Origin of the sequence: Mycobacterium sp. 4858, assembly GCF_900240975.1 — a bacterium.
In the GTDB taxonomy this organism is placed as follows: Bacteria; Actinomycetota; Actinomycetes; order Mycobacteriales; family Mycobacteriaceae; genus Mycobacterium.
Window position 1 is genome coordinate 1,159,836 of sequence record NZ_LT968775.1, and the last position, 21,781, is coordinate 1,181,616.

Sequence of the window (21,781 nt, forward strand, 5' to 3'; positions counted from 1 at the left end):
AAGCGACGCCTGAAACCGAGAGGACGACACCCATGACCCAGATCGCGATCGTGAGCTATCCGGGATTCACCGCGCTGGACATGATCGGACCGTACGAGGTGCTGCGCAACCTGCAGGACGCCGAAGTGCGGTTCGTCTGGCACCAGCCGGGGCCGATCACCGCTGACTCCGGCGTGCTGGTGCTCGGGGCCACCCATTCGCTGGCCGAAACCCCTTCGCCCGACGTCATTCTCGTGCCGGGTGGCCCGTCCACACCGGTGCATGCCCGTGACGAGGCGCTGCTGGACTGGCTGCGGCAGGCCCACCGGACCGCCCGATGGACGACGTCGGTGTGCTCCGGGTCGGTGATCCTGGCGGCGGCCGGCCTCCTCGCAGGCCGCCGCGCCACGTCGCACTGGCTGACGGTCCCGGCGTTGAAGGCGTTCGGCGCCGTCCCGGTGGGCGATGAACGAGTCGTGCTGCAGGACAACGTGATCACCAGCGCCGGGGTGTCGGCGGGACTCGACCTGGCGCTGTGGCTGGCCGGCGAAATCGGTGGCGAAGGCCGCGCCAAGGCGATCCAGTTGGCCATCGAATACGACCCCCACCCGCCGTTCGACTCCGGCCATCTGTCGAAGGCGTCGGCGACGACGAAGGCCGCCGCGATCGCGCTACTGTCCAGGGACAGCGTGAAGCCGGCCAACCTGAAGGCCGCCACCATGCTGGCCTGGGAGCAGGCATTGGGCGCCGTCCGGTCGCGGCGGTGAGCTGACGACCGCTAGGCCTGGGGCTGCAGGATCTCGGTTGACTCGAGCCGGCCGCCGGCCTGCAGCCAGGCGGCCACCACGCCGGGCGCGTCCCGGTTGGGGTTGTAAATGTCCTCTTCGCTGGAGAACAAGCCGTTGCCGGCGTAGACCAGCCGGGTCCAGTTCGGGAACCAGAAGGGCTCGCCGTCGGGATCTGTCGGGTGGTCCAGAAGATTCTTGATCATCACGACGACGGCGTCGTTGTCCTCGTCATAGGCAGTCCAGTCGGATGGAAATCGCATGTGCGGGAACGGCGCCATGACGGCGACGATCCAGTCCCGCACGGCTTCACGGCCGTGAAACACCCCGTAGTGATGTTCTGTGTAGACGACATCCTCGGTGAAGAGATCGGCGAAAGGTCGCCAGTCGCCCGAGGCGCTGCACCCCTCCACCACCCGCGTGTAGTTCTCGACGGCTTGCTCGATTTCGGCCCTGGTGAATTTGCCCATGGCGGACACACTAGAACGTGTTTCCGTTACAGGTAGCTCGTCTGGATAAGGGATATCGCATGAACGTCTTGAAGTTGTTCGATCTGCGCGGCAAACGGGCGTTGGTCACCGGGGCATCCAGCGGCATCGGCAAGAAGGTGGCCCAGGCCTACCTGCAAGCGGGGGCTGACGTGGCCATCGCGGCGCGGCGTGCCGAGAGCCTGGAGCAGGTCGCCCGGGAGATCGCGGCGGACGGTGAGGGCAGGGTGGTGCCCATCCCCTGCGACGTGACCCAGCCCGACCAGGTGACCGCGATGCTGGAACGGGTGACCGCGGAGTTGGGCGGCGTCGACATCGCGGTCTGCAACGCCGGCATCATCACCGTGACTCCGATGCTCGGCATGTCCCCCGAAGAGTTCGAACGGATCCAAAGCACCAATGTCACAGGCGTTTTCCTCACCGCGCAGGCGGCCGCACGGGCGATGGTCCGGCAGGGTCTCGGCGGCAGCATCATCACCACGGCCTCGATGTCCGGCCACATCATCAACATCCCGCAGCAGGTGGGTCACTACTGCACGTCGAAAGCGGCGGTGATCCACCTGACCAAGGCCATGGCCGTGGAGTTGGCGCCGCACAACATCCGGGTCAACAGCGTCAGCCCGGGCTACATCCTCACCGAACTCGTGGAGCCGCTGACCGAATACCACCGCGAGTGGGAGCCGAAGATACCGCTCGGGCGGATCGGCCGCCCCGAAGAACTCACGGGCCTGTACCTCTACCTGGCCGGCGAGGCTTCCAGCTACATGACCGGTTCCGACATCGTGATCGACGGCGGATACACCTGCCCATAGGTCAGGCGACTCGGATGCGCCGGCCGAAGTCGGCCCGGCTTCGCGGTCACCCCTCCAGCTCCCCGGAGACCCCCCGCTCGATCCCGGCTTGTGTGGTGGCCGGCAAGACGATGAGGCCGTCGAGTTCCCGGCGTGCCAAATCGTACGCGCGCCCGCGTTCCTGCGGTGTCGCCGCGGGATCCGAAGCCACCCGTAGCAGGTTCTGAGCCCGCGCAATCCGCTGCTGGTCGGCCCCGGAGAAGTCACTGCGACGCCTGCGCATCGCCTCTGTCTCGGCGGCGTTGAAGGCCGTCACGTAATCCTCGACGGCCTGCCGGTATTGCGCGGCGACGTCGCGGTCGTCGAGCAGGTCTTCGGCTTTGACGGGGCGCAGGAAGTCGGCTCGCAGCTTGGCTTTGTGGAAGGCCACCGTGAGCGGATCGCGCATGTCGGTCATGAGCGGGAAGTCGAGGAGCTTGGCGGCGTCGAGCTCATACGCGAGCCATCGCGCGTCGGTGCGGCCGTGCTCGTCGAGGACGCGGCGCAGCGACCGCCACCGTGCGACGTGATCGTCGCCGGTCCGCGGTGGCTCGGCCCGCGGTGTTTCGGCGTGGTCCGCACGCGGCGGTGGCTCCGCCTGTCGGCGGTTGGCCCCGAACGCGCGCACCGCCGCGACGGTCGCACCCGCCAGGGGCAGGATCACGATCAACAGCTCCGCCAACCGGATGAGCACACCCACACGGCCAGGATGCCACCCCGGGGCCATCCGGCGCGGCCTCCCGTGGTGGTACTCGGCCATCTCGGCACCGCTCCGAGGCCGGCGTGGCAGGCTGGCCGGTGTGACCATGGCCGACGCGGCGCGCATAGCTTTCCAGGTCAGCCTCTTCGTGGTGATCCTCGGTTACGGGTTGACCGCGCGGTTCGCCGACGTCGCGTACGTGTTGCGCCTACCGGATCTATTGGCTCGCTCGTTGCTGGCCGTCATGGTCGCCGCGCCGGTCATTGCCGGTGTGCTGGTGGGGGTGCTCGACCTGCGCCCCCAGGTCGCCATCGCGCTTGTCACCCTGGCGATTTCACCGTTGCCGCCGTTGCTGCCGCGGCGCGGCGAAAAGGCGGGCGGGCGCGCTCAATACGGGCTAGGCCTCGTCCTGGTGCTCGCCGTCCTCGCGGTTCCGGTGATCTCGGTGGCCGCGCCACTGATCGGGCGGATGTTCGGGCGCCAGTATGTCGCAAGCCCCTGGGCGATCGCGGAACTGATGCTGATGTCCGTGGTGGCGCCGCTCTCCGCGGGAATGGCGATCCGAGCGCGGTGGCCGGCCGTCGCGGCGCGCATCGGGGGACCGATCGACCGCGTGCAGCGGTGGGCTCTGCCGGTGGCCATGGTCGTCCTCCTGATCGGCGCCGCGCCGAGCATGTGGAAACTCCTGGGCGAATCGACGCTAGTGGCGATGGTGTTGTTCGTCGGCGGCACGGTCGTCGTCGGGCATGTGCTCGGCGGCCCCGAACGAGAGTCATCGGCGATGCTGGCATTCGCCAGCAGCTGCCGGCACCCCGCGACGGCGTTGACGATCGCATCGGCGAACTTTCCCAACGCGGACGAACACGGGGCGGTCGCGCTCTACGGGCTGATCACCGCCGCGGTGGGTGCGGTCTACACGTTTTGGATTCGACGGCGCGCGGTGACGCCGCCCTGACTGGCGGGCCAGCTACAGAATCCCGAAGCCGCGCAGGGCTTTGATCGCGAACCAGGTACCGAAGACCACGCTCACCACGATCACGATCGGCCGGTCGTGTCCTTGCAGCCAGCCCAAGACCCTGTCCAGCAGGGCGCGCGATCGGTCAGGGAAAACCGCTGCCACGACGACGATGAGGAGATTCACGCTCGCGGCGAGCGCCACGAAGAGAACGTAGGAACCGACATTGGCGGGCCGGCTCAAATTCGCGGTGCCGATCACGCTGATGGCCCCGAGCGTGAAGACCCAGGCTTTCACCGACACGGCGATGACCCCGGCGCCGATGAAGAACGCTTTGGCGGGCGTGGCCGACGTCAGCATGGTCATCCACTTCGGCGGTGGCGCGTCGGGATCGTCGTCCGTCAGCAGCTCCCGCGCCGCGGTGACCAGCAGCAGCAGTGCCACCACCAACAGCGCGGTGGCAGCGATCCAGTGGTGTGGGCGGTCCGGGTCGGCGCTGCGCGCTCCCCAATGCAGGATGGTGCCGAAGATGAGGCCTTGCAGCAGGCGCGTACTGATGTGCCCCGCAACCCAGGCGCCGGCCGACCGCACGCGCGACGGGGTCCCCAGCAGCATGATCGTGATGACGACTTCGATCGGCTCCAGTGCACAACCGAGGAGCAGCGGGACAAGGCCGCTCCACATCGCAAGCACTATTGCGCCCCGAGCGCGGCGCGCATCTCCGCCTCGGCGATCGCCGCGGCCAGATCGGTGGGATGCGGGTGCACGGTGGCGTCGATGCGGTCGATTCGGCCGGTGAACCGGAAATCGTGCCCGTAGGGCGCGACCGGGGAGCCGGTGTCGGTGCCCACGTCCAATGTCTCGCCGCTCATCGAGAAGCGGAACGGGACCGTGCGTTCGACGCGGCCGCCTGCCGCGGTGATGTCGTTGACACGCAGCGACACCGAGGCGCCTTTGCCCAGACCGCCGCCGTCATACTCGAACGAAAGGCCCAATGCGACAGGGCCTTCCGGCAGCGGCTCGGCCGCCGCGATGGTCGTGAGCTCATGACCCAGGTAGTTGTAGGCGAAGCGGGGAATGCCGTGCTCCAAGTACAAGCTCCACCCGGCCATCGCGCCCCCGATGCAGATGACCACGCCCTGAGCGCCCCCCACCGGAATGGTCAGCTGCGCCCGCAAATCGAACGAGGTGCTGGCGTAGCTCAATGTCACGGGTTCGGGGATGCGCACCTGCCCGGCGTAGTAGGTGATCGAGGTGCGCTCGGCCAGCAGGCTCGGCCGGTTTGCGGGAAAGGCGCGGGCCAGCGTCGCGTCGCTGAGCGGATAGACGTCGTATTTCCGCGCCTCGGCATCGAACACGGCCTGCAGCTCCGCGAGCTTGTCGGGCCGTTGCGCGGCCAGGTCGATGCCCTGGCTGAAATCGTCGGTCAGGTGGTAGAGCTCCCAGCGTTCGGTGTCGCCGAACGGGGTGGCGCGCTGGGCGCGGACCCAGGGCAGTCGACCGTGAAAACACGAGGCGATCCAACCATCGTGGTACACAGCGCGATTGCCGAAGATCTCGAAATACTGCGTGGTCCGCCGACCTGCTGCGGCGGGGTCGTCGAACGAGTACCGCATGCTGACACCCTCGATCGGCTTCTGTTCGACGCCGTTGACACACGTGGGCATCTCGATGCCGGCGGCTTCCAGGATCGTCGGCACGATGTCGATGACGTGGTGGAACTGGCTGCGCTGCTCCCCCGCCGCCGCGATGCCCCGCGGCCATGAGATCGCCAGTCCATTGCGGGTTCCCCCGAAGTGGGAAGCCACTTGTTTCATCCACTGAAACGGTGCGTCGAGCGCCCAGGCCCAGCCCACGTTGTAGTGGTTTTCGCAGCGGGGCGTGCCGAAGTCGGCGATGTGGGCCAGCAACCACTCGGGATCCTCGGGCATGCCGTTCTGGAAGGCCGGTGAGCTCCACGCGCCGTGCAGCGTCCCTTCCGCGGACGCACCGTTGTCGCCGCACAGGTAGATGAACAACGTGTTCTCCCAATGACCTAACGCGTCGACGGCGTCGATCACCCGTGCGACCTGGGCATCGGTGTGGGCCAAAAACCCGGCGTAGACCTCCATCAACCGCCGGGCCACCGGCTTGTAGCGGTCGTCGTAGTCCGCCCACGCGGGTATCTGCTCGGGTCGCGGCGTCAACCCGGTGCCGGCGGGGATGATGCCCATTTCCAGCTGGCGGGCGTAGATGCTTTCCCGAAGGGCATCCCAGCCGTCATCGAATCGGCCGGCGAAGCGGTCCGACCATTCCGGCCACACCTGGTGGGGGCTGTGGGTGGCGCCGGGCGCGAAGTACAGGAAGAACGGCTTGTCCGGCGCGGACGTCTTCTGCAGCCGGATCCAGTCGATCGCCTTGTCGGCGAGGTCTTCGGTCAGGTGGTAGTCGTCCCGTCCCAGGTACGGCTCGACGGGCGTGGTCTGGTCGTAGAGCGCGGGTTCGTACTGCGAAGTGTCCCCGCCCAGAAATCCGTAGAAACGTTCGAACCCGAGTCCGGTCGGCCAGCGGTCGAACGGGCCGGCGGGCCCGATCTCCCAGATCGGGGTGAAGTGCGCTTTGCCGAACAGCGCCGTGCTGTAGCCGTTCATCCGCAGCACCTGGGCGACGGTGGCGGTGCTCTGCGGTATCACACTGTCGTAACCCGGGAATCCGTAGGCGATCTCGCAGATGGTGCCCATGTGCGCGCTGTGGTGATTGCGACCGGTCAGCAGGGCGGCGCGCGTCGGTGAGCACAGCGCGGTCGTGTGGAATTGGTTGTAGCGCAACCCGGCGCCCGCGACGCGGTCCAGTGCGGGTGTCGGCACCGGCCCACCGAAGGTCGACGCGGCGCCGAACCCGACATCGTCGAGCAACACCACGACGATGTTGGGCGCGCCGGCGGGTGGGGAGACGATCGACGGTCTTACCGGCGTGGAGTCGGCCGCCGACGGGTTGAGGTCCCCGCCGAATCGTGTGTCCCCGCGGGGCTGGTCGACCATGGCGCCTCCTGGTGCTGGTGCAGCGGATCTCCCGGCTGTCCCCCAGGCAACTCGGCAGCCTCACCGTAGCGGACGGGAAGGCTCTCCACCGGCCTCACGTCTGCGGTCGCACGCCGAATACATCGCGAAACAGCGCCTGCCGCAGTGCGAGTTCGCGCGGGTCGCTCCACAGGTGAAAACCCAGCCGATTCATCACGTAGGCGAACCCGACGCCGGTGTCCGGGTCGGCGCAGCCGAACGAGCCGCCGAAGCCGGGAGTGCCGAAGGCCTTGTCCGAGGAGCCGAAGGCGAAGTGCGGCACCGGTTTACAGAATCCGAGCGAATATGCCACGTCCACGTTCATGACCTTGTCGGCAGCGCCCCGACTCGGGGCGTGCGCCGGCGCCGTCAGCGCCTCGAGGGTGTCCCCGCCGACGCCCAGTTCGGCTCCCCCGGTGGCGGCGCTGCCGTAGAGCCGCGCGACCGCCCGGGCGGTGCCGATGCCGTTGGCCGACGGGATCTCGACCCTGCGCACCTCGTCGCGGTTGTAATCGCCGTTGAACGCATTGACGCCGCGCGGGACCCCGATGGTGCGCGCGGTCAGGCCGACCGGATTGAGCGAGGCGCCGACGAATCCGGGCGGCATCACGTTCAGATGCAGCAGCGTCTCTGCGCGCGCCCAGTTATGGACGTGCGCCACCCGCTCGCGATCGACCGAATCCGGCAGCCCGATGTGCAGGTCCAGTCCCAGCGGCCGGACGACTTCGTCGGCCATGAAGCGGCCCAGCGTGCGGCCGGCCGGGTCGGTCCGGCGGATCAGCTCGGATTCGTACCAGCCGAGCGTGATCGCGTGGTAGCCGTGCCGTGTCCCGGGACGCCACGCCGGTACCTGCGCTGCGAGGATCGGCGAGAGCCTGGCGGGGTCCGCGACGTCGGCCAGCGTGGGCTTCGGTTTGAGCGCGCACAGCCCGGCCTGATGCCCGAGGAGTTGCCGGACGGTCACCTCGGCCTTGCCCGCCTGCGCGAATTCCGGCCAGTACTCGGCCACCCGGGCGTCATAGGAGATGAGCCCCCGGGACACCGCCACGGCCACGACCAGGGCGGCGACCCCTTTGGTCGTGGAGAACATGTTGACCATGGTGTCGGGCCGCCAGGGCACCCTGGCCGACCCGTTTCGATAGCCGCCCCACAGGTCGACGACCTTGACCCCGTCCCGGTAGACCGCGACGGCTGCGCCAACTTCCGCGCCGTCGCGGAAACTGGCGCGGAAGGCGTCGGCAACCTTTCCGTAGCCGGTGTCGACGTCGCCACAAATCCGATCCGCCGGCACCGCAACCTTGAGCACCATCGTTCGCCTCCGCAAGGGAGACTAAGTCAACCGCGCCGCGAGGGCCCCGCTTTTCGGCCGTCCCGCCGCGGCGGGGTCAGTGGCTGCCCAGGCTGCCGCTCAGGTATTGGGAGCGGCAGGCCCGGCGCGCCAGCTTGCCGCTGGTGGTGCGTGGAATGGCGCCGGCTGGCAGGAAACGCACGTCGGCCACGGGCAGCCCGTGGCGGCGCGAGACCGCGGCACGGATCGCCGCGATCGCCGGCTGCGGGTCGGCGCGGCTGGTGCCCGCCGCCCGCTCGGCGACGATCACCAGCTGTTGACCGGTGCCCTCGGCCGGCACCGCGAAGGCGGTCACGTACCCGCGCCGTACGAGCGGGGACGCTTCGGCGACGGTCGCCTCGATGTCTTGCGGGTAGTGGTTGAGGCCGTCGACGCTGACCATGTCGGCGATCCGGCCCGTGACGTACAGCTCGCCGTCGAGGTGGGTGCCCAGGTCGCCGGTCCGCAGCCACGAGCGTTCGACGCTTGCCCCCTCGGCGTGGCTGCCCGCGGCGAGCCGCGACTGCAGCCGGGCGCCGAACGCGCGCCGGGTGTCGTCGGGCAGCCCCCAGTAGCCCCGGCCGACGTTGTTGCCCTGTATCCAGATCTCGCCGATATGGCCGTCGGGCAGCTCGGTCCCGGTGTCCGGGTCGACGATGACGGCCCATTCGCTGCGGCCGACCTGACCGCAGGAGACCTGCGCGACCGCTCCCGGGGCGTCCGCAGCGACCCGCACCGCGCGACCGGCGCCCAGCTCGTCACGGTCGAAATAGGCGGCGGTCGCCTGGGCGTCGGGGGCGATGGTCGCGACGAACAGGGTGGCCTCGGCGATGCCGTACGACGGCTTGAACGCCGTGGGCTTCAACCCGTACGGGGCGAACGCCTTGTTGAAGGTGGTGATCGCGTCGATGCTGACCGGTTCGGAACCGATGATCAGCACCACGTTGCTCAGGTCGACGTCCTCACCCGGGGCGGGCAGACCCCGCTGGGCCGCCCATTCGTAGGCGAAGTTCGGCGCCGCCGTGACGGCGCGGCCCGCCTGGGCGGACAAGGCCTTGATCCAGCGCTGCGGCCTGCGGACGAACGCGGCGGGCGACATCAGTGTCGAGTGTCCCCCGTACACCGCCGGGAAGCCGATCATCGACAGGCCCATGTCGTGGTAGAGCGGCAACCAGCTCACCCCGTGGGTGTCGCGGTCGAGCAGGTCGATCGAAAGGATCATCTGCACCAGGTTGGTGCCGACGGCTCGGTGCGTGACCTCCACGCCCACCGGGGGCCGGGTCGAACCCGACGTGTACTGCAGGTGGGAGACGTCGTCATGACGTAACTCGGTGGGGGCGAAGGATCCCCGCTCCGAGTCGGGGATCTCGTCGATGACGATGACTCGCGGCCGCTGCAGTTGCGGAAGGGTGCTCAGAAAATCCTCGACCGCGCCCCGCGCCGCCGCCGTCGTCAACACGACCGTCGGCTCAGAGTCGCGCAGCGCGGTATCGAGACGTTCCGCATGCCCGGGCAACTCCGGTGCGAACAGCGGCACGGCGATGGTTCCGGCCTTGATCGCCGCGTAGAAACCCATCACATAGTCGAGGCTCTGCGGCGCCAGCACCGCGACGCGCTCGCCGCGGCTCGCCGCCTGTTGCACGCGCGCGCCGATGGCTTCCAACCGGACCCCGAACTGCTTCCACGTCACCTCTTCGACCAGCCCGTCGGCCGATCGGCTGTAGTCCAGGAACCGGTACGCCACGGCGTCACCGACGTTCGCGATGTTGCGATCGATCAGCGAGATCAGCGTGACGTCCGGCGGCGGCATGACGTTGCCGTCGGCGTCCAGGCAGTCCTCGATCTCGAGCAGGCCGGGGCCACCCTCGGCGTGCCGGCGCAAACCGAATTCCATGCAATTACTGTAGGCAAGCCCACGCCGCGCCTGGCCCGCCGCGACGGTGATCATCCGCACTCCGCCCGTGAAGGACGTTCGCGGGGAACCGCATTCGGGCCGGTTCCTGGCGGTCGCGCTTTCGGGCCGCGGCGCGGCCGGCGAACCCCACCCGGGAGACGCAAGGCGTGGGCGGTAGCCTACGCGCGAGCGACACGCAGGGTCGTCGATGAATGCAGGCGGGGGTTGGTCATGTCAGGCAGGACGTTTTCATTCGAGGTCAACCGCACCAGCACCGCGCCCGCCGCGACGCTGTTCCGGCTCGTGACCGACGGCGCCAACTGGTCGAAGTGGGCCAAGCCCATCGTCGTGCAGTCGAGCTGGGCGCGGCAGGGCGATCCCGCGCCCGGCGGGATCGGGGCCATCCGCAAGGTGGGACTATGGCCGGTACTGGTGCAGGAAGAGACCGTCGAGTACGAGCAGGATCGCCGGCATGCCTACAAGCTCGTCGGCCCCCCGACCCCGGCCAAGGACTATTCGGGTGAGGTGGTGTTCACGCCGAACCCGGCCGGTGGAACCGACATCCGCTGGACCGGTTCGTTCACCGAGGGTGTGCGCGGGACGGGTCCGGTGGTGCGTGCCGCCATGGCCGGTGCGGTCCGATACTTCGCCAGCCAGCTGGTGAAAGCGGCCGAACGTGAATCTGGCAGCGCGCGATAAGGGCAGCGGCGAATTGCTTTGTGTGCGTGGCTTGCTCGCGCTCGTTGCGTATTTGAGCGCGTAACGATCAGCAGCCCGCTGCGAACTGCTTTCTCGCGGCGCTTCTCACTCAAGCGTGAGGTCGCCAACCTCTCACCAGCTGCAAACCAGACCTCCCGGGGACTGGGTGCAGGTGCACCCCGACGTGGTTAACGCACTGCAGGTGATCATCAGGGCAACGATGATTCTGGTGACTTGCGACATGACTCAACTCCGTCATCCTCGTGCTGAACTTAATGCCCGAGGGCATTAACGTTCCGCTCGTCGGAGTCGGATCGTCAGGGTCTTTCGACCTCAAATTCCGCCGTACCCCGTGGCCGGCCGGCGTGCAGCCACCGCATCGATCCCACCGCCGGGGCGGGGTGGCCGTTGGTTTCCACAGCCGGTGCGGGCGCGGCACACGATGGCGCCGGTTAACGTCTCGCTTGGGCGATTGTCTTTCGCACCGGTCGACGGGCGTTACGCACGGATGGTCACGTCGTACGCTTTTCGCTTTCATACTTCTGCGTCATGTGCGCGACGGCGTCCAGCTGCGATTGCGCCAGGCTGTCGCGGGCCTGTCCGGCTCGCGCGGCGGCATCCAGCGTCGGTTGCGCCTGGCCCTGAAAATGCGGCATGACTTCGGCGGCAAACAACTCGGCCGATCGTCGCGTGGCGGCCGGGTTGGCCCACTCGTGGCCCATCTGCAGCATGCAGCCGAACCCGCCGGATTGATCCCACAGGCGCTGCACCTGCTCGCGCGCCCGCTCGGGCGTACCGATGATGCCCGCCCCGTTGTCGTTGATGACGTCGATCATCTCGTCGAGCTGCTCGCCCGGCATCGTCATCTGCGGGAAGGCGGCCACTTTCTGGAAGTAGCGGAACCATGGCTCGATGCCGAACTTGACCTCTTCCCGGGCCTGCTTCTCGGTCTCGGCGAGGTGGAACAGGCCGACCAGGCTCCAGTTCTTGCGGTCGACCTGGGTGCCGAAGGCCGCCGCGCGCTCCTCGACGATGCCCCAGTGATAGGAGAGCGCGTTGAAACCCTCGACGGTCAGCGTCGCCCCGATGGACAGCAGGCCGATGCCGTGCTTGCCCGCCAGCCGTGCACCGGTTGGCGACGCGACCGCGGCGACCGACAGCGGGATTCCGCCGTCCGAGTACGGGGCGAGTTGCAGCTTGGCGTCGAACAACTGGTGCGTGGCCGTCTTGGCGCTGACCGTCTCCCCCGCCAGCAGCCGGACGACGATGTCGAGGTTCGTTTCGAGCAGCTCGCGGGTGTCCGTGGGGGTGAGCCCGATCATCGACGAGTCGCTGGGCAGTGAACCCGGACCCACGCCGCCGATGATCCGGCCATGGGTGAGGTGATCCAGCAGCATCAGCCGATCGGCGGCCCAGAGCGGGTTGTGGTACGAGAGCGAAATGACCCCGGTGCCAAAGCGAATCCGCTTGGCGCGTTCGGCCGCGGCGGCGATGAAGATCTCCGGCGAGCTGATGATCTCGCTGCCCGCCGAGTGGTGTTCGCCCAACCAGACTTCGTCGAAGCCGAGTGCGTCGAGGTGCTCGATGAACTCGAGGTCACGCTGCAAGGCGAGCGTCGGGTTGGTGCCCGCTCGATGGAACGGGGCGATGAAGTATCCAAACCTGAGCTTCGCCATTGAAGTCCCCTTGCATCCGAGTTGGGCAGAACCATAACCCGAATGCGGTGCCCGGCCTAGGGCGTTGGCGGCGCGACGTTGGGCGAAGTCGGGAGTTTTCAGCCGGCGGGGCCGGGTGATCCCAGCCCCGCCGACTAGGGAGCAAGCCTTGGTCTCGGCTGCATTACGGCCGGTTCAGCCGACGGACGGAGTCGCAAACCCCACCCGCACCGCGTGCAAGTAGGTCCACTTCTCCTTACCCCGGGTTGCGTGGCGGCAAACGGGATTCGACGCCGTGACTTCCCCCCGAAAACGCCGGTGGCCCATCACGCGGATGGGCCACCGGAACCGCGGCGGGCCTAGCAGTCGAGGCCGGACACGCAGCTGGCCAGGGTGGCCACGTGGGTGCCGCCGGTCGTCGCCGCCGCCGTGCTGGACGGCGTGTGCGCCGCCGGTGCCGACGCGCCGCCCGCCGGGTCAACGCCGACCCCGCCGAATCCCACCGCCAGGGCGATCGCGGACATCCCGCCGAACACTGCAACCGCCGTCTTGATCTGCGCCTTCATCAACCGCTCCTTCCCGGTGCAGCGCGTCGTGCGTGGCGCGCTTCCATGAAGGCAATAATACACGTGTGCAACTGTTGCTACAAGACACATTGTGTGTCGGGCGGCGAGTGAATACCGCAGCAAGGCACGCCCGTTGACGGCCCTTGATGTAGGGCCGGGGCGGTGCTGGGTGCGGGTGGTGGCGCGAGCGGAAAGCCCTTGCGGCTGAAGGAGTTGGGGCCGATGGCCCATCTCGGGCTAATGGACCATCGGCGAGCCAAATCGTATCCGCTGACAACTGTTGTCATGCGGGAATTTACAAACGTGGCAATAAGAAATTTTCTTATTCGTAAATTGGATAACCACCCCGGGCGCCGTGCTGGGCCCGAAACCCGGATCGTGTTGCCGTCCAACGCCTTCGGCAGCGGCGAGCACGGATCCGCCGGCTAATCCTCCTTGGTGATGAGCTTTCGCAGGGCGACGCGGTCGGGCTTCAGCAACTCCTCGATGCGCGGCCGGTTCACCTCCGCAACGATGATCTCGCCGACCTCCTGGTTCACCTCGCTGAAGATGCCGTGGGACTTCATCTTCGAGGTCTGGTACAGGTTGTCCTCCGTCGGAGTCACGTAGTACACCGCGTCGGCCTTGAAGCGGTGCACGAGCCACAGGTGGATCAGCGTCATCAGCCGCTTCTGGCGCAACTTCTCCGCGAAGGTGTTCTGATCGCGGACGGTCAGGATGCTGCGGCCGTGCCGATCCTTGATGGGGTCGAAGACGACGTTGGCGAGCTGCTCGTCCCCATTGCCATAAATGCCCAGCACCAACACGTCCGAGCCGGCGCGCCGGGGCCGCAACTGCACCCGCAGCTTCTCGCCCAGGTGGTAGTGCTCGCTCCACAGCGTCAGCCATTCCTCGAGCAGCTTCTTGGGCACCTCGGTCTGCACCAGATGCTGATGCTGGGTCGAGCCCTTGCCCATCGCTTTCGTGGTCGCCGTCCGCCCGGAGGACGCCTGCAGCGCCGCATCGCTGCGCGGGCCGCCGACCAGCGTCTGCGGCGTGCGGTACGGCGACTCGACCAGGCGCATCTTGCGCTGCAGCCGGGCCAGCGCCAGCATGCCGTCCTGCTTGAGGGAGGTGGCGAACTCCTCGGCCGCCACGCCGTCGATCTGGTGGCCACCGTAGGTGATGAAGTTGAAGACGAAGCCCATCTTGCCGAGCTCCTCGGGGAAGCGCTTCATCTCCTCGTCGCTCATGCCGGTGGTGTCCCAGTTGAACGACGGCGAGAGGTTGTAGGCCAGCATCTGGTCGGGGAACTTGGCGTGGATCGCCTCGGCGAACTGCCGGGCGTCGGCCAGGTCGGCGGTCTTGGTCTCCATCCACAGGATGTCGGCGAACGGAGCGGCCGCCAGCGACTTGGCGATCGCATACGGGATTCCGCCGCGAATCTGGTAGTAGCCCTCCGGTGTCTTCGCCAGCTCGCAGTCCCACGGCGGGTCCGCCCCAAGCTCCTTCGCCTTCTCCCGGGCCGCGTACAGCGACGCGGACTCGGAGAACTGGCGCCACTGCTCGGGGCTCATGCCGACGGGCTCGTCCTCCCTCTCGCCGAATGCGAGCACCTCGGCAACGGCCTCGCCGTAGGTCATCAGCCCGGCGTCGTCCTCCCAGGCGGCCACGAACCGCGACTCGACCTGGTCGAACAGGTCGTCGATCGAGTCGTGGCCGTCCTCCCGCCGCGCATTCACCGCGTCGGAGATCAGGCCCTGGATGCCCTGGCGCTCGAGCCAGGCCGTGGCGGCGGCGTACTCGGAATCGGCCAGCGCGTAGAGGAGGTGGCCGTTGAGCTCCTTGACGCCCAGCTCATAGAACCGCCGGACCATCGCCAGGAAACACGCCTTGTACGAAGGGATGTTGAGGTTGGTGGCGCCGAGCAGGAACGGCTGGTCGCGCTCGTCGGCACGGCTGTCGATCAGGTTGGCCGCCTCGGCGTCGGTGCGCGCGACGATGATCCCCGGCACGCGCATGATGTCCAGCTGGAAGCGAGCCGCGTTGAGCCGCTTGATCTGTTCGTCGGACGGCACCAGCACCTTGCCGCCCTGATGACCACACTTCTTGGTGCCCGGCCGCTGGTCCTCGATGTGGTAGCCCGCCACACCGACCTCGACGAAACGGCGGATCAGGTTGCGCACGTGCGGATCACCGCCGTGGCCGGTGTCCGCGTCGGCGATGATGAACGGGCGATAGTCGTACGCGGGTGTGGTGGCTCGCTGCTGCTCACTCATGTTCAGGCGCAGGTACTGCTGATTGCGGTCGGCGGTGAGCAGGGCGCGCACCAGCACCGCGGCGTCGTCGGGCACCTGGCTCAGGGGGTAGCTGGCGAGGTCGGGGCCGGGGTCTTCGGTGGTGGAACCCTTGGCCGAGGTCGCCCAGCCGCCGAGGTAGATGCCCTCGATGCCCATCCGCTTCATGGCCACCGCCTGGCCGGGCGAGTAGGGGCCGAAGGTCGTGATGCTCTTCTTGGCGGCGAACAGTTCGCGCAGCCGGTCGTAGAAGGCCGCCGCCGCGTTGCGCGCCACCGGATAGTCGGTGGGGATGGTGCCGCGTTGCTCGACTACCTGGCGGGCGGTGTAGAGGCGGGTGATGCCGGCGAAGCGCGGGCCGTCCATGTACCGCTGGGTGGCGGCGATGTCGTCTGCGAACGATGTCCGGACCTCGGTGTCCGAGTCAATGATGGCCATGGCCGTGAGCTCCTCTTCGGCGAGATTCCCCTGAAAACGAGAGTCTATCCCCGGAACAGGCCGTTCAATCAGGGGTCAAAAGACCCGAGCCAAAACTGTTGTCGTGCCGTATTCCGACAGCCATCGAGCGCCTCCCCCGGCCGGGGAGTGGCCGCCGATCGGGGCGGGTCGCGCACCGGGGCGACCGCTCGAGGTCGCAACGTCTTGCAGCGCAGTCTCTTTCGTCATTTCGGCCCGCCGGCCGCGCGTCGGCTAAGCCAGTCGCGCTGGCGACGCACGAACTCCGCGTCGACGACATGTCCGTGGCCCGGGACGTAGAGGGCTTCCGATCCGCCGAGTGCAAGCACCCGATCGAGGGATGCCGGCCACGCGGCGAGGTCGGAGTCCGCGTCGATGGCCGGATCTCCGGACTCTTCGATCAGATCACCGGTGAAGACGACGATCGGGTCGTCCGGGTTCGTCCCGGGCACCACCACCACCAGATCGGACGTGGTGTGGCCGCGGCCGGGGTACGCAACCTCGACGGTGCGGTCGCCGAGGTCGACGACCGCGTTGTACAGCCCCCGGTCGGGGCGACGCAGGGCCGCAATCGCGCGGTCGATCGCGCGGGGTTCGGCGCCGTGGCGCAGCGCGTCGTCGCGGAGCGCGCCCGTCGCCGAGGACAGCGCGCCGACGACTCCGGGCGCGCAGTAGAGCTCCGCCCCGGCGAACACCGACGAGCCCAGGACATGGTCGAAATGCTTGTGCGTCAACACAATATGAGTGACCGGGCGTCCAGCGAGCCGCCGTACGTCGGCGTCGATCGCCGCCGCCTCGGTGAGGGTGGAGCCGGTATCGACGAGGAGCACCCCGGTGCTCCCCCACGCCAGCCCGACCGTGACATCGCAGAACGGCAGCCGGGTGCGGTGCACTCCGTCGCTCAGCCGTTCCCAGGTCAACTGCACGGCTTCCGACGGTAGCGCCGGATCGGTGGCACGCCTATGGCACACGACTATCGCGGGAAAGTGGGTTTCTGGCGTCGTTGCTCTGGCTATGTTGCACCCATGGCTGTCACCGAATCCCGAGAAGTCGTCATCGAGGCCACCCCCGATCAGGTCATGGACGTCTTGTTCGACCTGGAGTCGTTGCCCGACTGGTCCTCGGTGCATCAAACCGTCGACATCCTCGAGCGCGACGACGAGGGTCATCCGCTCAGGTCCCGGCAAGTGGTCAAACTGGTGGGCTTCACCGAGGAGCAGGTGTTGTCCTACGTGGTTCACGACGACGGTGTCAGCTGGACGCTGGACAGCGCCAAACAGCAGCGCGCGCAGGAGGGCCGGTACACGCTGACCCCCGACGGGGATTCCACCCGCGTCCGTTTCGACCTCACCGTCGACCTACTGATGCCGGTTCCGGGGTTCCTGCTCAAGCGGGGCACCAAAAGCCTGATGGACACCGCCACCAAGGGCCTGCGCAAGCGGGTCCTGGAGGTGAAGAAGTCCGGAAGCTAGCACCTTTTCTACGGCGCCCCGGTCGGCGACACTTTCCCTATGAAAACCATGACGGCAGGCAGCCCTCGGCGGATCGCATTCGCCATGGCGGCGCTGGCGCCGGTGCTGGGCATGGCCGGCTGCGGCGGGCACGGCGACACCCGGATGACGGTGCCGTCGACGCCGAAGGTGACGACCCTCGGGCGCAGCGTCCCGGCCGCGCCCGCCGGCGGACCGTTGAGCATCGCCAGCCCGGCGTTCGCCGACGGCGCGGCGATCCCCGTGCAGTACACCTGCAAGGGCGCCAACATGGCGCCGCCATTGACATGGTCGGCCCCGCTGGGCGCGGCGCTCGTGGTCGACGACCCCGACGCCGTCAACGGGCTATACGTGCACTGGGTCGTCACCGGAATCGCTCCGGGCAGCGGCAGCACCGCCGACGGTCAGACGCCCGCCGGGGCGACCACCCTGCCGAACACCTCCGGACAGCGCGCCTACCAAGGTCCGTGTCCGCCCGCGGGAACCGGCACCCACCACTACCGGTTCACGCTCTACCAGCTTCCCAACGACTACCGGTTGCCCGACGGCCTCGCCGGCGTCCAGGCGGAGAACACGATCGCCGGCGCCGCGACCGCGCAGGCGCAGCTCACAGGAACCTTCGGCGGCTGACCGCGCTTCAGGCCATGTCGTCGAGCGCTTGATAGCCGGCGTTGTAGCCGGGCGTGAAGGTGATGCCCGGCCCGCCGTGGCATCCCGCACCGCCGAGGTAGAGGCCGTCGATCGGGATCGGCAAGTCGAGGAATCCCTTGGGGCCCGGCCTGTTCGGGCCCATCAAGTCCGGATGCAGCAGGCCGTGGCAGAAGTCACCGGCGGGCGCGCCGAACATCGTGTTCATGTGGTAGGGGGCGAACGTGATGTGGCGGATCACGATGTCCCTGAAGTTGGGCGCCAGCCTGGTGATCTTGTCGATAACACGCTGTGCCATCTCGTTTTTGAGTCGCCCATGGTCCTGTCGGTCGACTTCGACCGGGAACGCGTACGCGTAGGCGCTGGCGGCGTGCTTGCCGGGCAGCGCCATGCCCGGATCATGCACCGACGGTATCTGCATTCCCATCGACGGGTTGTCCGGCACGATGCCCCGCCGGCAGTTCTCCCAGTGCAGCTGCTGCTCCTCCGGAGCGCCGAAGATTCCGACCGACTGCTGCATGCCCTCTTCGTTCAAGAACTCGTAGGGGGCGGCGAATTCGGGCAGTCCGTCAAGGGCGAAGTGGATCTGCACGAAGGAGGCCCGGTGGTCACGGCCGGACAGCCGCGAGATCAGCTCCGCCGGAACATGCTCGTGCGCAACGAGGTCGGTGAGCGTGACGTCCGGTGCGAGGTTGGATACCACGATCGGCGCGGTGATCGTCGACCCGTCGCGCAACCGCACCCCCGTCACCGCGCCGCGCTCGACGAGGATCTGTTCCACCTTGGTGCGGAAGCGGATCTCACCACCGTGGGAGACGAAGAGCTCCCGCAGGTGTTCGGTGAGGGCGCCGATGCCGCCCTTGAGTTTGGTCATCATCGCCGTGGAGTCGTCCGGCACCGCCAGGGCGAAGGCCAGGCAGGTGGCGCTTCCCGGTGTGTAGGGGCCGCGGTAGGTGGAGTAGTGTGCGCCCACGGTGGCGACACGCCGAGCAACGGCGCCGTGTGCGCACACTCGAAGCCGTCAGCGCACACTCAAACGTTCCGCGCGCTCTCGACGGCGGCCTCGACGAAGCGGCGCAGCACGGCGTTGCGGGCGCGCGGCAGAAACGCCAGCGAGACCGGGCTCCGGGGTGCACCCCGCAGCGCGACGAATCGGACGCCGGGGTGGATGTTGCGGCGAACGGCGACGTCGGGGATCACGCCGATGCCGCGGTCCGCGGCGACGGATTCCAGCCATTCGTCGAAGTTGGCTGTCTCCACAATGGCTTTCGGCCCTTCGTCCGCCGGCCACGACCACGGCCCGGTGGTCCCGCTGGTGGTGTTGACGACTAGCGGCCACTGCGGCACCTCAGCCCAGTCCAACTCGCTTCTGCCGGCCAACGGCGAGTGGACCGAACACACGGCCACCCGGGTCTCGTCGAACAGGTGCATGACCCGGACGGCCGTTGACGTCACCTGCCCGCGGACAACGGCGACGTCGACCCGGCCCTGTTGCACGGCGCTGAGCGCATCGTCGGTACGGACCAGCCGTACCGTCGTCCCGGTGGCCCGCTCGAAACGGGCCACGGTGTCCTGCGCCCACGGGTCGGGTAGCAACCAGCTGAAGCCGAGGCCGATGCTCGCCTGCCGGCGTACGGCGCCGAAGGCACGCTCCAGCTCCGCGAGGAGCCGCTCGACGTGGTCGAGGAACGCCCGCCCGGCCTGAGTGGTCTCGACGTGCCGCGACGTGCGGTCCACCAGCGTGACGCCGAGTGCGTCTTCCAGCTGGCGGATGGTACGGCTGAGCGCCGGTTGGGTGATGCGGAGTTCGTCGGCGGCCCGGGTGAACGACTTGAGCCGCGCGACCGCCTCGAAGGCGCGCAGGTGGCGCAACTCGACCCTGCCGCTCTCCGTGACGCCCATGCCTGACAAGCATAGATCGATGACAGCGGGCATTTCACAGGCGCTCGCTGCGAACCTAGCGTCATTGCCAGGACATCAATCGGAGGAGACGAAATGCCGCTGCTGTACATCGACCTCATCGAGGGCCGCACGCCGTCGGAGGTCCGGGCACTGCTCGACGCCGTTCACGACGCCGTCGTCGAAGCGTTCGGCGTGCCCCCGCGGGACCGCTACCAGGTGGTGCGGACCCATCCGGCCCACGAAATCGTCGCTTTGGATACCGGGCTCGGCATCACCCGCTCGGCGCAGCAGGTGATCGTGCAGGTGGTGAGTCGGCGGCGCACGCGGGCGATGAAGGAGAAGTTCTACGAGCTGCTGGCCGGCAACCTGGCGGAGCGGTGCGGGCTCGACGGGGCCGACCTGATCGTGTCGGTCACCGAGAACGGCGACGAGGATTGGTCTTTCGGCCACGGCCGGGCGCAGTTTCTCACCGGGGAGCTGCGATGAGCCTCGACACACGAGTCACCAGGTTCTTCGGCGTCGAACACCCCGTCGTGCTCGCCCCGATGGCGATGATCTCCGGGGGGCGGCTGGCGGCCGCGGTGACGGCGGCCGGCGGCCTGGGCCTCATCGGCGGCGGCTACGGCGACACGCAATGGCTGCGGCGCGAATTCGCCCGAGCCGAGGGGGCAAATGTCGGATGCGGGTTCATCACCTGGAGCCTGGCCCGCCAGCCCGGGCTGCTCGACGAGGCCCTGGAGCGGCGGCCCGCCGCGATCATGCTGTCCTTCGGTGAGCTGCAGCCGTTCGCCGATCGCGTTCGCGCCGCGGGCGTCCCGCTGATCGCGCAGGCGCAGACGCTCGACCACGCGCGCCGGGCCCTGGATGCCGGCGCGGACGTCGTCGTGGCTCAGGGCGGCGAGGCGGGCGGGCACGGCATGACCCTTCGGTCCACCTTCACGCTGGTGCCCGACGTCGTCGACCTGGTCGTCGAACGCGCACCGGGCACGCCGGTGCTGGCCGCGGGCGGGGTCAGCGACGGGCGCGGCCTGGCCGCCGCGCTGGCGCTCGGCGCCGACGGCGCGCTCGTGGGCACCAGGTTCTGGGCGTCGCCGGAGGCGTTGGTGTCGCCGAGGGCGCACGAGCGGGCGCTGACGGCCAGCGGTGACGACACCTTTCGCACGCGCGCCTATGACCTTGTGCGGCGGCTGGATTGGCCGGAAGACTACAACGCGCGGGCGCTGGGCAACGCCTTCCTCGACAGGTGGCACGGCAACGAGGACCGGTTGGCGGCGTCGCTGCCCGACGCGGTGGCCGAGTACGAAAATGCCGTTGCGGCAGAGGACTTCGACACCGCGGCCATACTCGTGGGCGAGGGGGTGGGGCTTATTCGCCACGTCCGGCCCGCCGCCGACATCCTGGCCGACATGGTCGAGCAGGCCGCCCGGATCCTCAACCGAACGGCCTCAGTACAGCGGTGACCAGTCCGACGTCCGCAGCAGCCGACTCTGCCACTGGTCGCGGTACTGCAGGGCGTCGAACATGTAGCTGCCGGGCCCCCGGTGCTCCGGCGGGATCTCCTTGGTCAGCAGGTGGACGAGCGCCGCGTAGTTGTTGGAGTCGTCGATCTTCTGCCACAGCATGGCCTCCCGGCGCCGGTGGCTCCCATGTGCCACCTGGAAACACGCCTGGATGTCGAGGATGCGCATCCTGGCCGGCGCCTGGGACAGCGGCCGATAGTAGATTTCGTCCCACGACCGGATGTAGTCGTCGAGCGGCGCGGACGGCCAACCGGTGTCTTCCATGAACATCGTCAGCGGGTGCGTCTGGCCCGTCGTGGGCACGCCGGCCAGATCGACCGACTGCAACGGTGACCAGTTGACCGGCAGCAGCAGCTTGCCCGTCACTTCGTGGCGAAGGTTGTCCAGTTTGCGCATCCATGGGCGCAGGTCTCCGCTTCGAGTCCGGCGCGCGAGCCTTTCCCAGGCCGCGCCGTCGGCGATGCCGGTGATGGTGACCACGTTGTAGGACGGCCCGGACCCGTGGGGGCGTGGTTGGTGTACCAGAGCAGCCGCGCTTCATCGCCGTCGGCGAGCGTGGGCATCCAGCCCTCG

At 68.3% G+C, this 21,781-nt stretch carries 20 protein-coding genes and 1 pseudogene; 8 read left to right on the forward strand and 13 right to left on the reverse strand.

Features of this window, described 5'->3' with window-relative positions; genetic code table 11:
* The first annotated feature begins 32 nt into the window (after positions 1-32).
* Entirely contained in the window at positions 33-746 is a 714-nt protein-coding gene (locus C1737_RS05415) for a DJ-1/PfpI family protein (RefSeq protein ID WP_068092611.1), read from the forward strand.
* A gap of 11 nt (positions 747-757) precedes the next feature.
* Here the strand turns inward: C1737_RS05415 and C1737_RS05420 are convergent, their stop codons facing one another.
* The gene (locus tag C1737_RS05420; protein ID WP_067926627.1) at positions 758-1,234 is read right to left on the reverse strand and encodes a nuclear transport factor 2 family protein; all 477 of its coding nucleotides are present in this window, start codon (positions 1,232-1,234) and stop codon (positions 758-760) included.
* A 59-nt stretch (positions 1,235-1,293) separates the two neighbouring features.
* On the opposite strand from C1737_RS05420, the gene C1737_RS05425 reads away from it, so the two are divergent.
* Positions 1,294-2,064, forward strand: coding sequence for an SDR family oxidoreductase (locus C1737_RS05425; protein ID WP_068092614.1), 771 nt, complete (start codon positions 1,294-1,296; stop codon positions 2,062-2,064).
* Between the two features lie 46 nt (positions 2,065-2,110).
* Here the strand turns inward: C1737_RS05425 and C1737_RS05430 are convergent, their stop codons facing one another.
* Positions 2,111-2,782: a hypothetical protein gene (locus tag C1737_RS05430; RefSeq protein ID WP_067926707.1), complete on the reverse strand. Its 672-nt coding sequence runs from the start codon at positions 2,780-2,782 to the stop codon at positions 2,111-2,113.
* Positions 2,783-2,888: 106 nt separating this feature from the next.
* Between C1737_RS05430 and C1737_RS05435 the strand changes: the two genes are divergently transcribed.
* The gene (locus tag C1737_RS05435; RefSeq protein ID WP_231985816.1) at positions 2,889-3,737 is read left to right on the forward strand and encodes a bile acid:sodium symporter family protein; all 849 of its coding nucleotides are present in this window, start codon (positions 2,889-2,891) and stop codon (positions 3,735-3,737) included.
* 12 nt (positions 3,738-3,749) lie between these two features.
* On the opposite strand, the gene C1737_RS05440 is transcribed toward C1737_RS05435, so the two are convergent.
* The 4 genes from C1737_RS05440 to C1737_RS05455 form a co-directional block, all read right to left on the reverse strand.
* Positions 3,750-4,421 carry a GAP family protein gene (locus tag C1737_RS05440; RefSeq protein WP_068092728.1) on the reverse strand — a complete coding sequence of 224 codons (672 nt, stop codon included), beginning with the start codon at positions 4,419-4,421 and terminating at the stop codon, positions 3,750-3,752.
* A gap of 8 nt (positions 4,422-4,429) precedes the next feature.
* Entirely contained in the window at positions 4,430-6,757 is a 2,328-nt protein-coding gene (locus C1737_RS05445; RefSeq protein WP_102417443.1) for an arylsulfatase, read from the reverse strand.
* Between the two features lie 94 nt (positions 6,758-6,851).
* Positions 6,852-8,084, reverse strand: a complete 1,233-nt coding sequence (locus C1737_RS05450; protein WP_102417444.1) for a serine hydrolase domain-containing protein — start codon at positions 8,082-8,084, stop codon at positions 6,852-6,854.
* Between the two features lie 76 nt (positions 8,085-8,160).
* On the reverse strand, positions 8,161-9,996 hold the full coding sequence (locus C1737_RS05455) for a fatty acyl-AMP ligase (RefSeq protein ID WP_102417798.1): 1,836 nt from the start codon (positions 9,994-9,996) through the stop codon (positions 8,161-8,163).
* Between the two features lie 231 nt (positions 9,997-10,227).
* Here C1737_RS05455 and C1737_RS05460 point away from each other — a divergent pair, with 231 nt between their 5' ends.
* Positions 10,228-10,695 (forward strand): SRPBCC family protein, encoded by a 468-nt coding sequence (locus C1737_RS05460; RefSeq protein ID WP_067926613.1) that lies wholly within the window; start codon positions 10,228-10,230, stop codon positions 10,693-10,695.
* A gap of 512 nt (positions 10,696-11,207) precedes the next feature.
* On the opposite strand, the gene C1737_RS05465 is transcribed toward C1737_RS05460, so the two are convergent.
* From C1737_RS05465 to C1737_RS05480, 4 genes are all read right to left on the reverse strand, one after another.
* Complete coding sequence (locus C1737_RS05465) at positions 11,208-12,371, reverse strand: LLM class flavin-dependent oxidoreductase (protein ID WP_102417445.1); 1,164 nt, start codon at positions 12,369-12,371, stop codon at positions 11,208-11,210.
* Between the two features lie 338 nt (positions 12,372-12,709).
* The gene (locus C1737_RS05470) at positions 12,710-12,916 is read right to left on the reverse strand and encodes a hypothetical protein (protein ID WP_067926608.1); all 207 of its coding nucleotides are present in this window, start codon (positions 12,914-12,916) and stop codon (positions 12,710-12,712) included.
* A gap of 425 nt (positions 12,917-13,341) precedes the next feature.
* Entirely contained in the window at positions 13,342-15,630 is a 2,289-nt protein-coding gene (gene aceA / locus C1737_RS05475; RefSeq protein ID WP_067926606.1) for an isocitrate lyase ICL2, read from the reverse strand.
* Between the two features lie 224 nt (positions 15,631-15,854).
* Entirely contained in the window at positions 15,855-16,574 is a 720-nt protein-coding gene (locus C1737_RS05480; protein WP_102417446.1) for an MBL fold metallo-hydrolase, read from the reverse strand.
* A 99-nt stretch (positions 16,575-16,673) separates the two neighbouring features.
* Between C1737_RS05480 and C1737_RS05485 the strand changes: the two genes are divergently transcribed.
* Both C1737_RS05485 and C1737_RS05490 read left to right on the forward strand, forming a co-directional pair.
* Positions 16,674-17,120: an SRPBCC family protein gene (locus C1737_RS05485; RefSeq protein ID WP_102417447.1), complete on the forward strand. Its 447-nt coding sequence runs from the start codon at positions 16,674-16,676 to the stop codon at positions 17,118-17,120.
* A 39-nt stretch (positions 17,121-17,159) separates the two neighbouring features.
* Positions 17,160-17,768 (forward strand): YbhB/YbcL family Raf kinase inhibitor-like protein, encoded by a 609-nt coding sequence (locus C1737_RS05490; RefSeq protein WP_102417448.1) that lies wholly within the window; start codon positions 17,160-17,162, stop codon positions 17,766-17,768.
* A 7-nt stretch (positions 17,769-17,775) separates the two neighbouring features.
* Here C1737_RS05490 and C1737_RS05495 read toward each other — a convergent pair.
* Together C1737_RS05495 and C1737_RS05500 are read right to left on the reverse strand one after the other, a co-directional pair.
* Positions 17,776-18,753, reverse strand: a pseudogene (locus tag C1737_RS05495) (phytoene desaturase family protein); the annotation flags it as partial.
* A 65-nt stretch (positions 18,754-18,818) separates the two neighbouring features.
* Positions 18,819-19,688 carry a LysR family transcriptional regulator gene (locus tag C1737_RS05500; RefSeq protein ID WP_102417449.1) on the reverse strand — a complete coding sequence of 290 codons (870 nt, stop codon included), beginning with the start codon at positions 19,686-19,688 and terminating at the stop codon, positions 18,819-18,821.
* 93 nt (positions 19,689-19,781) lie between these two features.
* Between C1737_RS05500 and C1737_RS05505 the strand changes: the two genes are divergently transcribed.
* Positions 19,782-20,174, forward strand: coding sequence for a tautomerase family protein (locus C1737_RS05505; RefSeq protein WP_067926590.1), 393 nt, complete (start codon positions 19,782-19,784; stop codon positions 20,172-20,174).
* Entirely contained in the window at positions 20,171-21,148 is a 978-nt protein-coding gene (locus C1737_RS05510; protein WP_067926588.1) for a nitronate monooxygenase family protein, read from the forward strand. Before C1737_RS05505 ends, C1737_RS05510 begins: the two co-directional genes overlap by 4 nt.
* Here the strand turns inward: C1737_RS05510 and C1737_RS05515 are convergent.
* Entirely contained in the window at positions 21,134-21,688 is a 555-nt protein-coding gene (locus tag C1737_RS05515) for a hypothetical protein (RefSeq protein ID WP_233214668.1), read from the reverse strand. The two genes, C1737_RS05510 and C1737_RS05515, sit on opposite strands and share 15 nt — an antisense overlap.
* Positions 21,689-21,781 lie beyond the last annotated feature (93 nt).

Coding starts and splice junctions, on each gene's coding strand:
- C1737_RS05450 (WP_102417444.1), bottom strand. CDS start 8,084: ATGGTGCTCAAGGTTGCGGTGCCGGCGGATCGGATTTGTGGCGACGTC.
- C1737_RS05440 (WP_068092728.1), bottom strand. CDS start 4,421: ATGTGGAGCGGCCTTGTCCCGCTGCTCCTCGGTTGTGCACTGGAGCCG.
- C1737_RS05435 (WP_231985816.1), top strand. CDS start 2,889: ATGGCCGACGCGGCGCGCATAGCTTTCCAGGTCAGCCTCTTCGTGGTG.
- C1737_RS05465 (WP_102417445.1), bottom strand. CDS start 12,371: ATGGCGAAGCTCAGGTTTGGATACTTCATCGCCCCGTTCCATCGAGCG.
- C1737_RS05445 (WP_102417443.1), bottom strand. CDS start 6,757: ATGGTCGACCAGCCCCGCGGGGACACACGATTCGGCGGGGACCTCAAC.
- C1737_RS05500 (WP_102417449.1), bottom strand. CDS start 19,688: ATGGGCGTCACGGAGAGCGGCAGGGTCGAGTTGCGCCACCTGCGCGCC.
- C1737_RS05415 (WP_068092611.1), top strand. CDS start 33: ATGACCCAGATCGCGATCGTGAGCTATCCGGGATTCACCGCGCTGGAC.
- C1737_RS05505 (WP_067926590.1), top strand. CDS start 19,782: ATGCCGCTGCTGTACATCGACCTCATCGAGGGCCGCACGCCGTCGGAG.
- C1737_RS05470 (WP_067926608.1), bottom strand. CDS start 12,916: ATGAAGGCGCAGATCAAGACGGCGGTTGCAGTGTTCGGCGGGATGTCC.
- C1737_RS05460 (WP_067926613.1), top strand. CDS start 10,228: ATGTCAGGCAGGACGTTTTCATTCGAGGTCAACCGCACCAGCACCGCG.
- C1737_RS05510 (WP_067926588.1), top strand. CDS start 20,171: ATGAGCCTCGACACACGAGTCACCAGGTTCTTCGGCGTCGAACACCCC.
- C1737_RS05490 (WP_102417448.1), top strand. CDS start 17,160: ATGAAAACCATGACGGCAGGCAGCCCTCGGCGGATCGCATTCGCCATG.
- C1737_RS05455 (WP_102417798.1), bottom strand. CDS start 9,996: ATGGAATTCGGTTTGCGCCGGCACGCCGAGGGTGGCCCCGGCCTGCTC.
- C1737_RS05485 (WP_102417447.1), top strand. CDS start 16,674: ATGGCTGTCACCGAATCCCGAGAAGTCGTCATCGAGGCCACCCCCGAT.
- C1737_RS05425 (WP_068092614.1), top strand. CDS start 1,294: ATGAACGTCTTGAAGTTGTTCGATCTGCGCGGCAAACGGGCGTTGGTC.
- C1737_RS05420 (WP_067926627.1), bottom strand. CDS start 1,234: ATGGGCAAATTCACCAGGGCCGAAATCGAGCAAGCCGTCGAGAACTAC.
- aceA (WP_067926606.1), bottom strand. CDS start 15,630: ATGGCCATCATTGACTCGGACACCGAGGTCCGGACATCGTTCGCAGAC.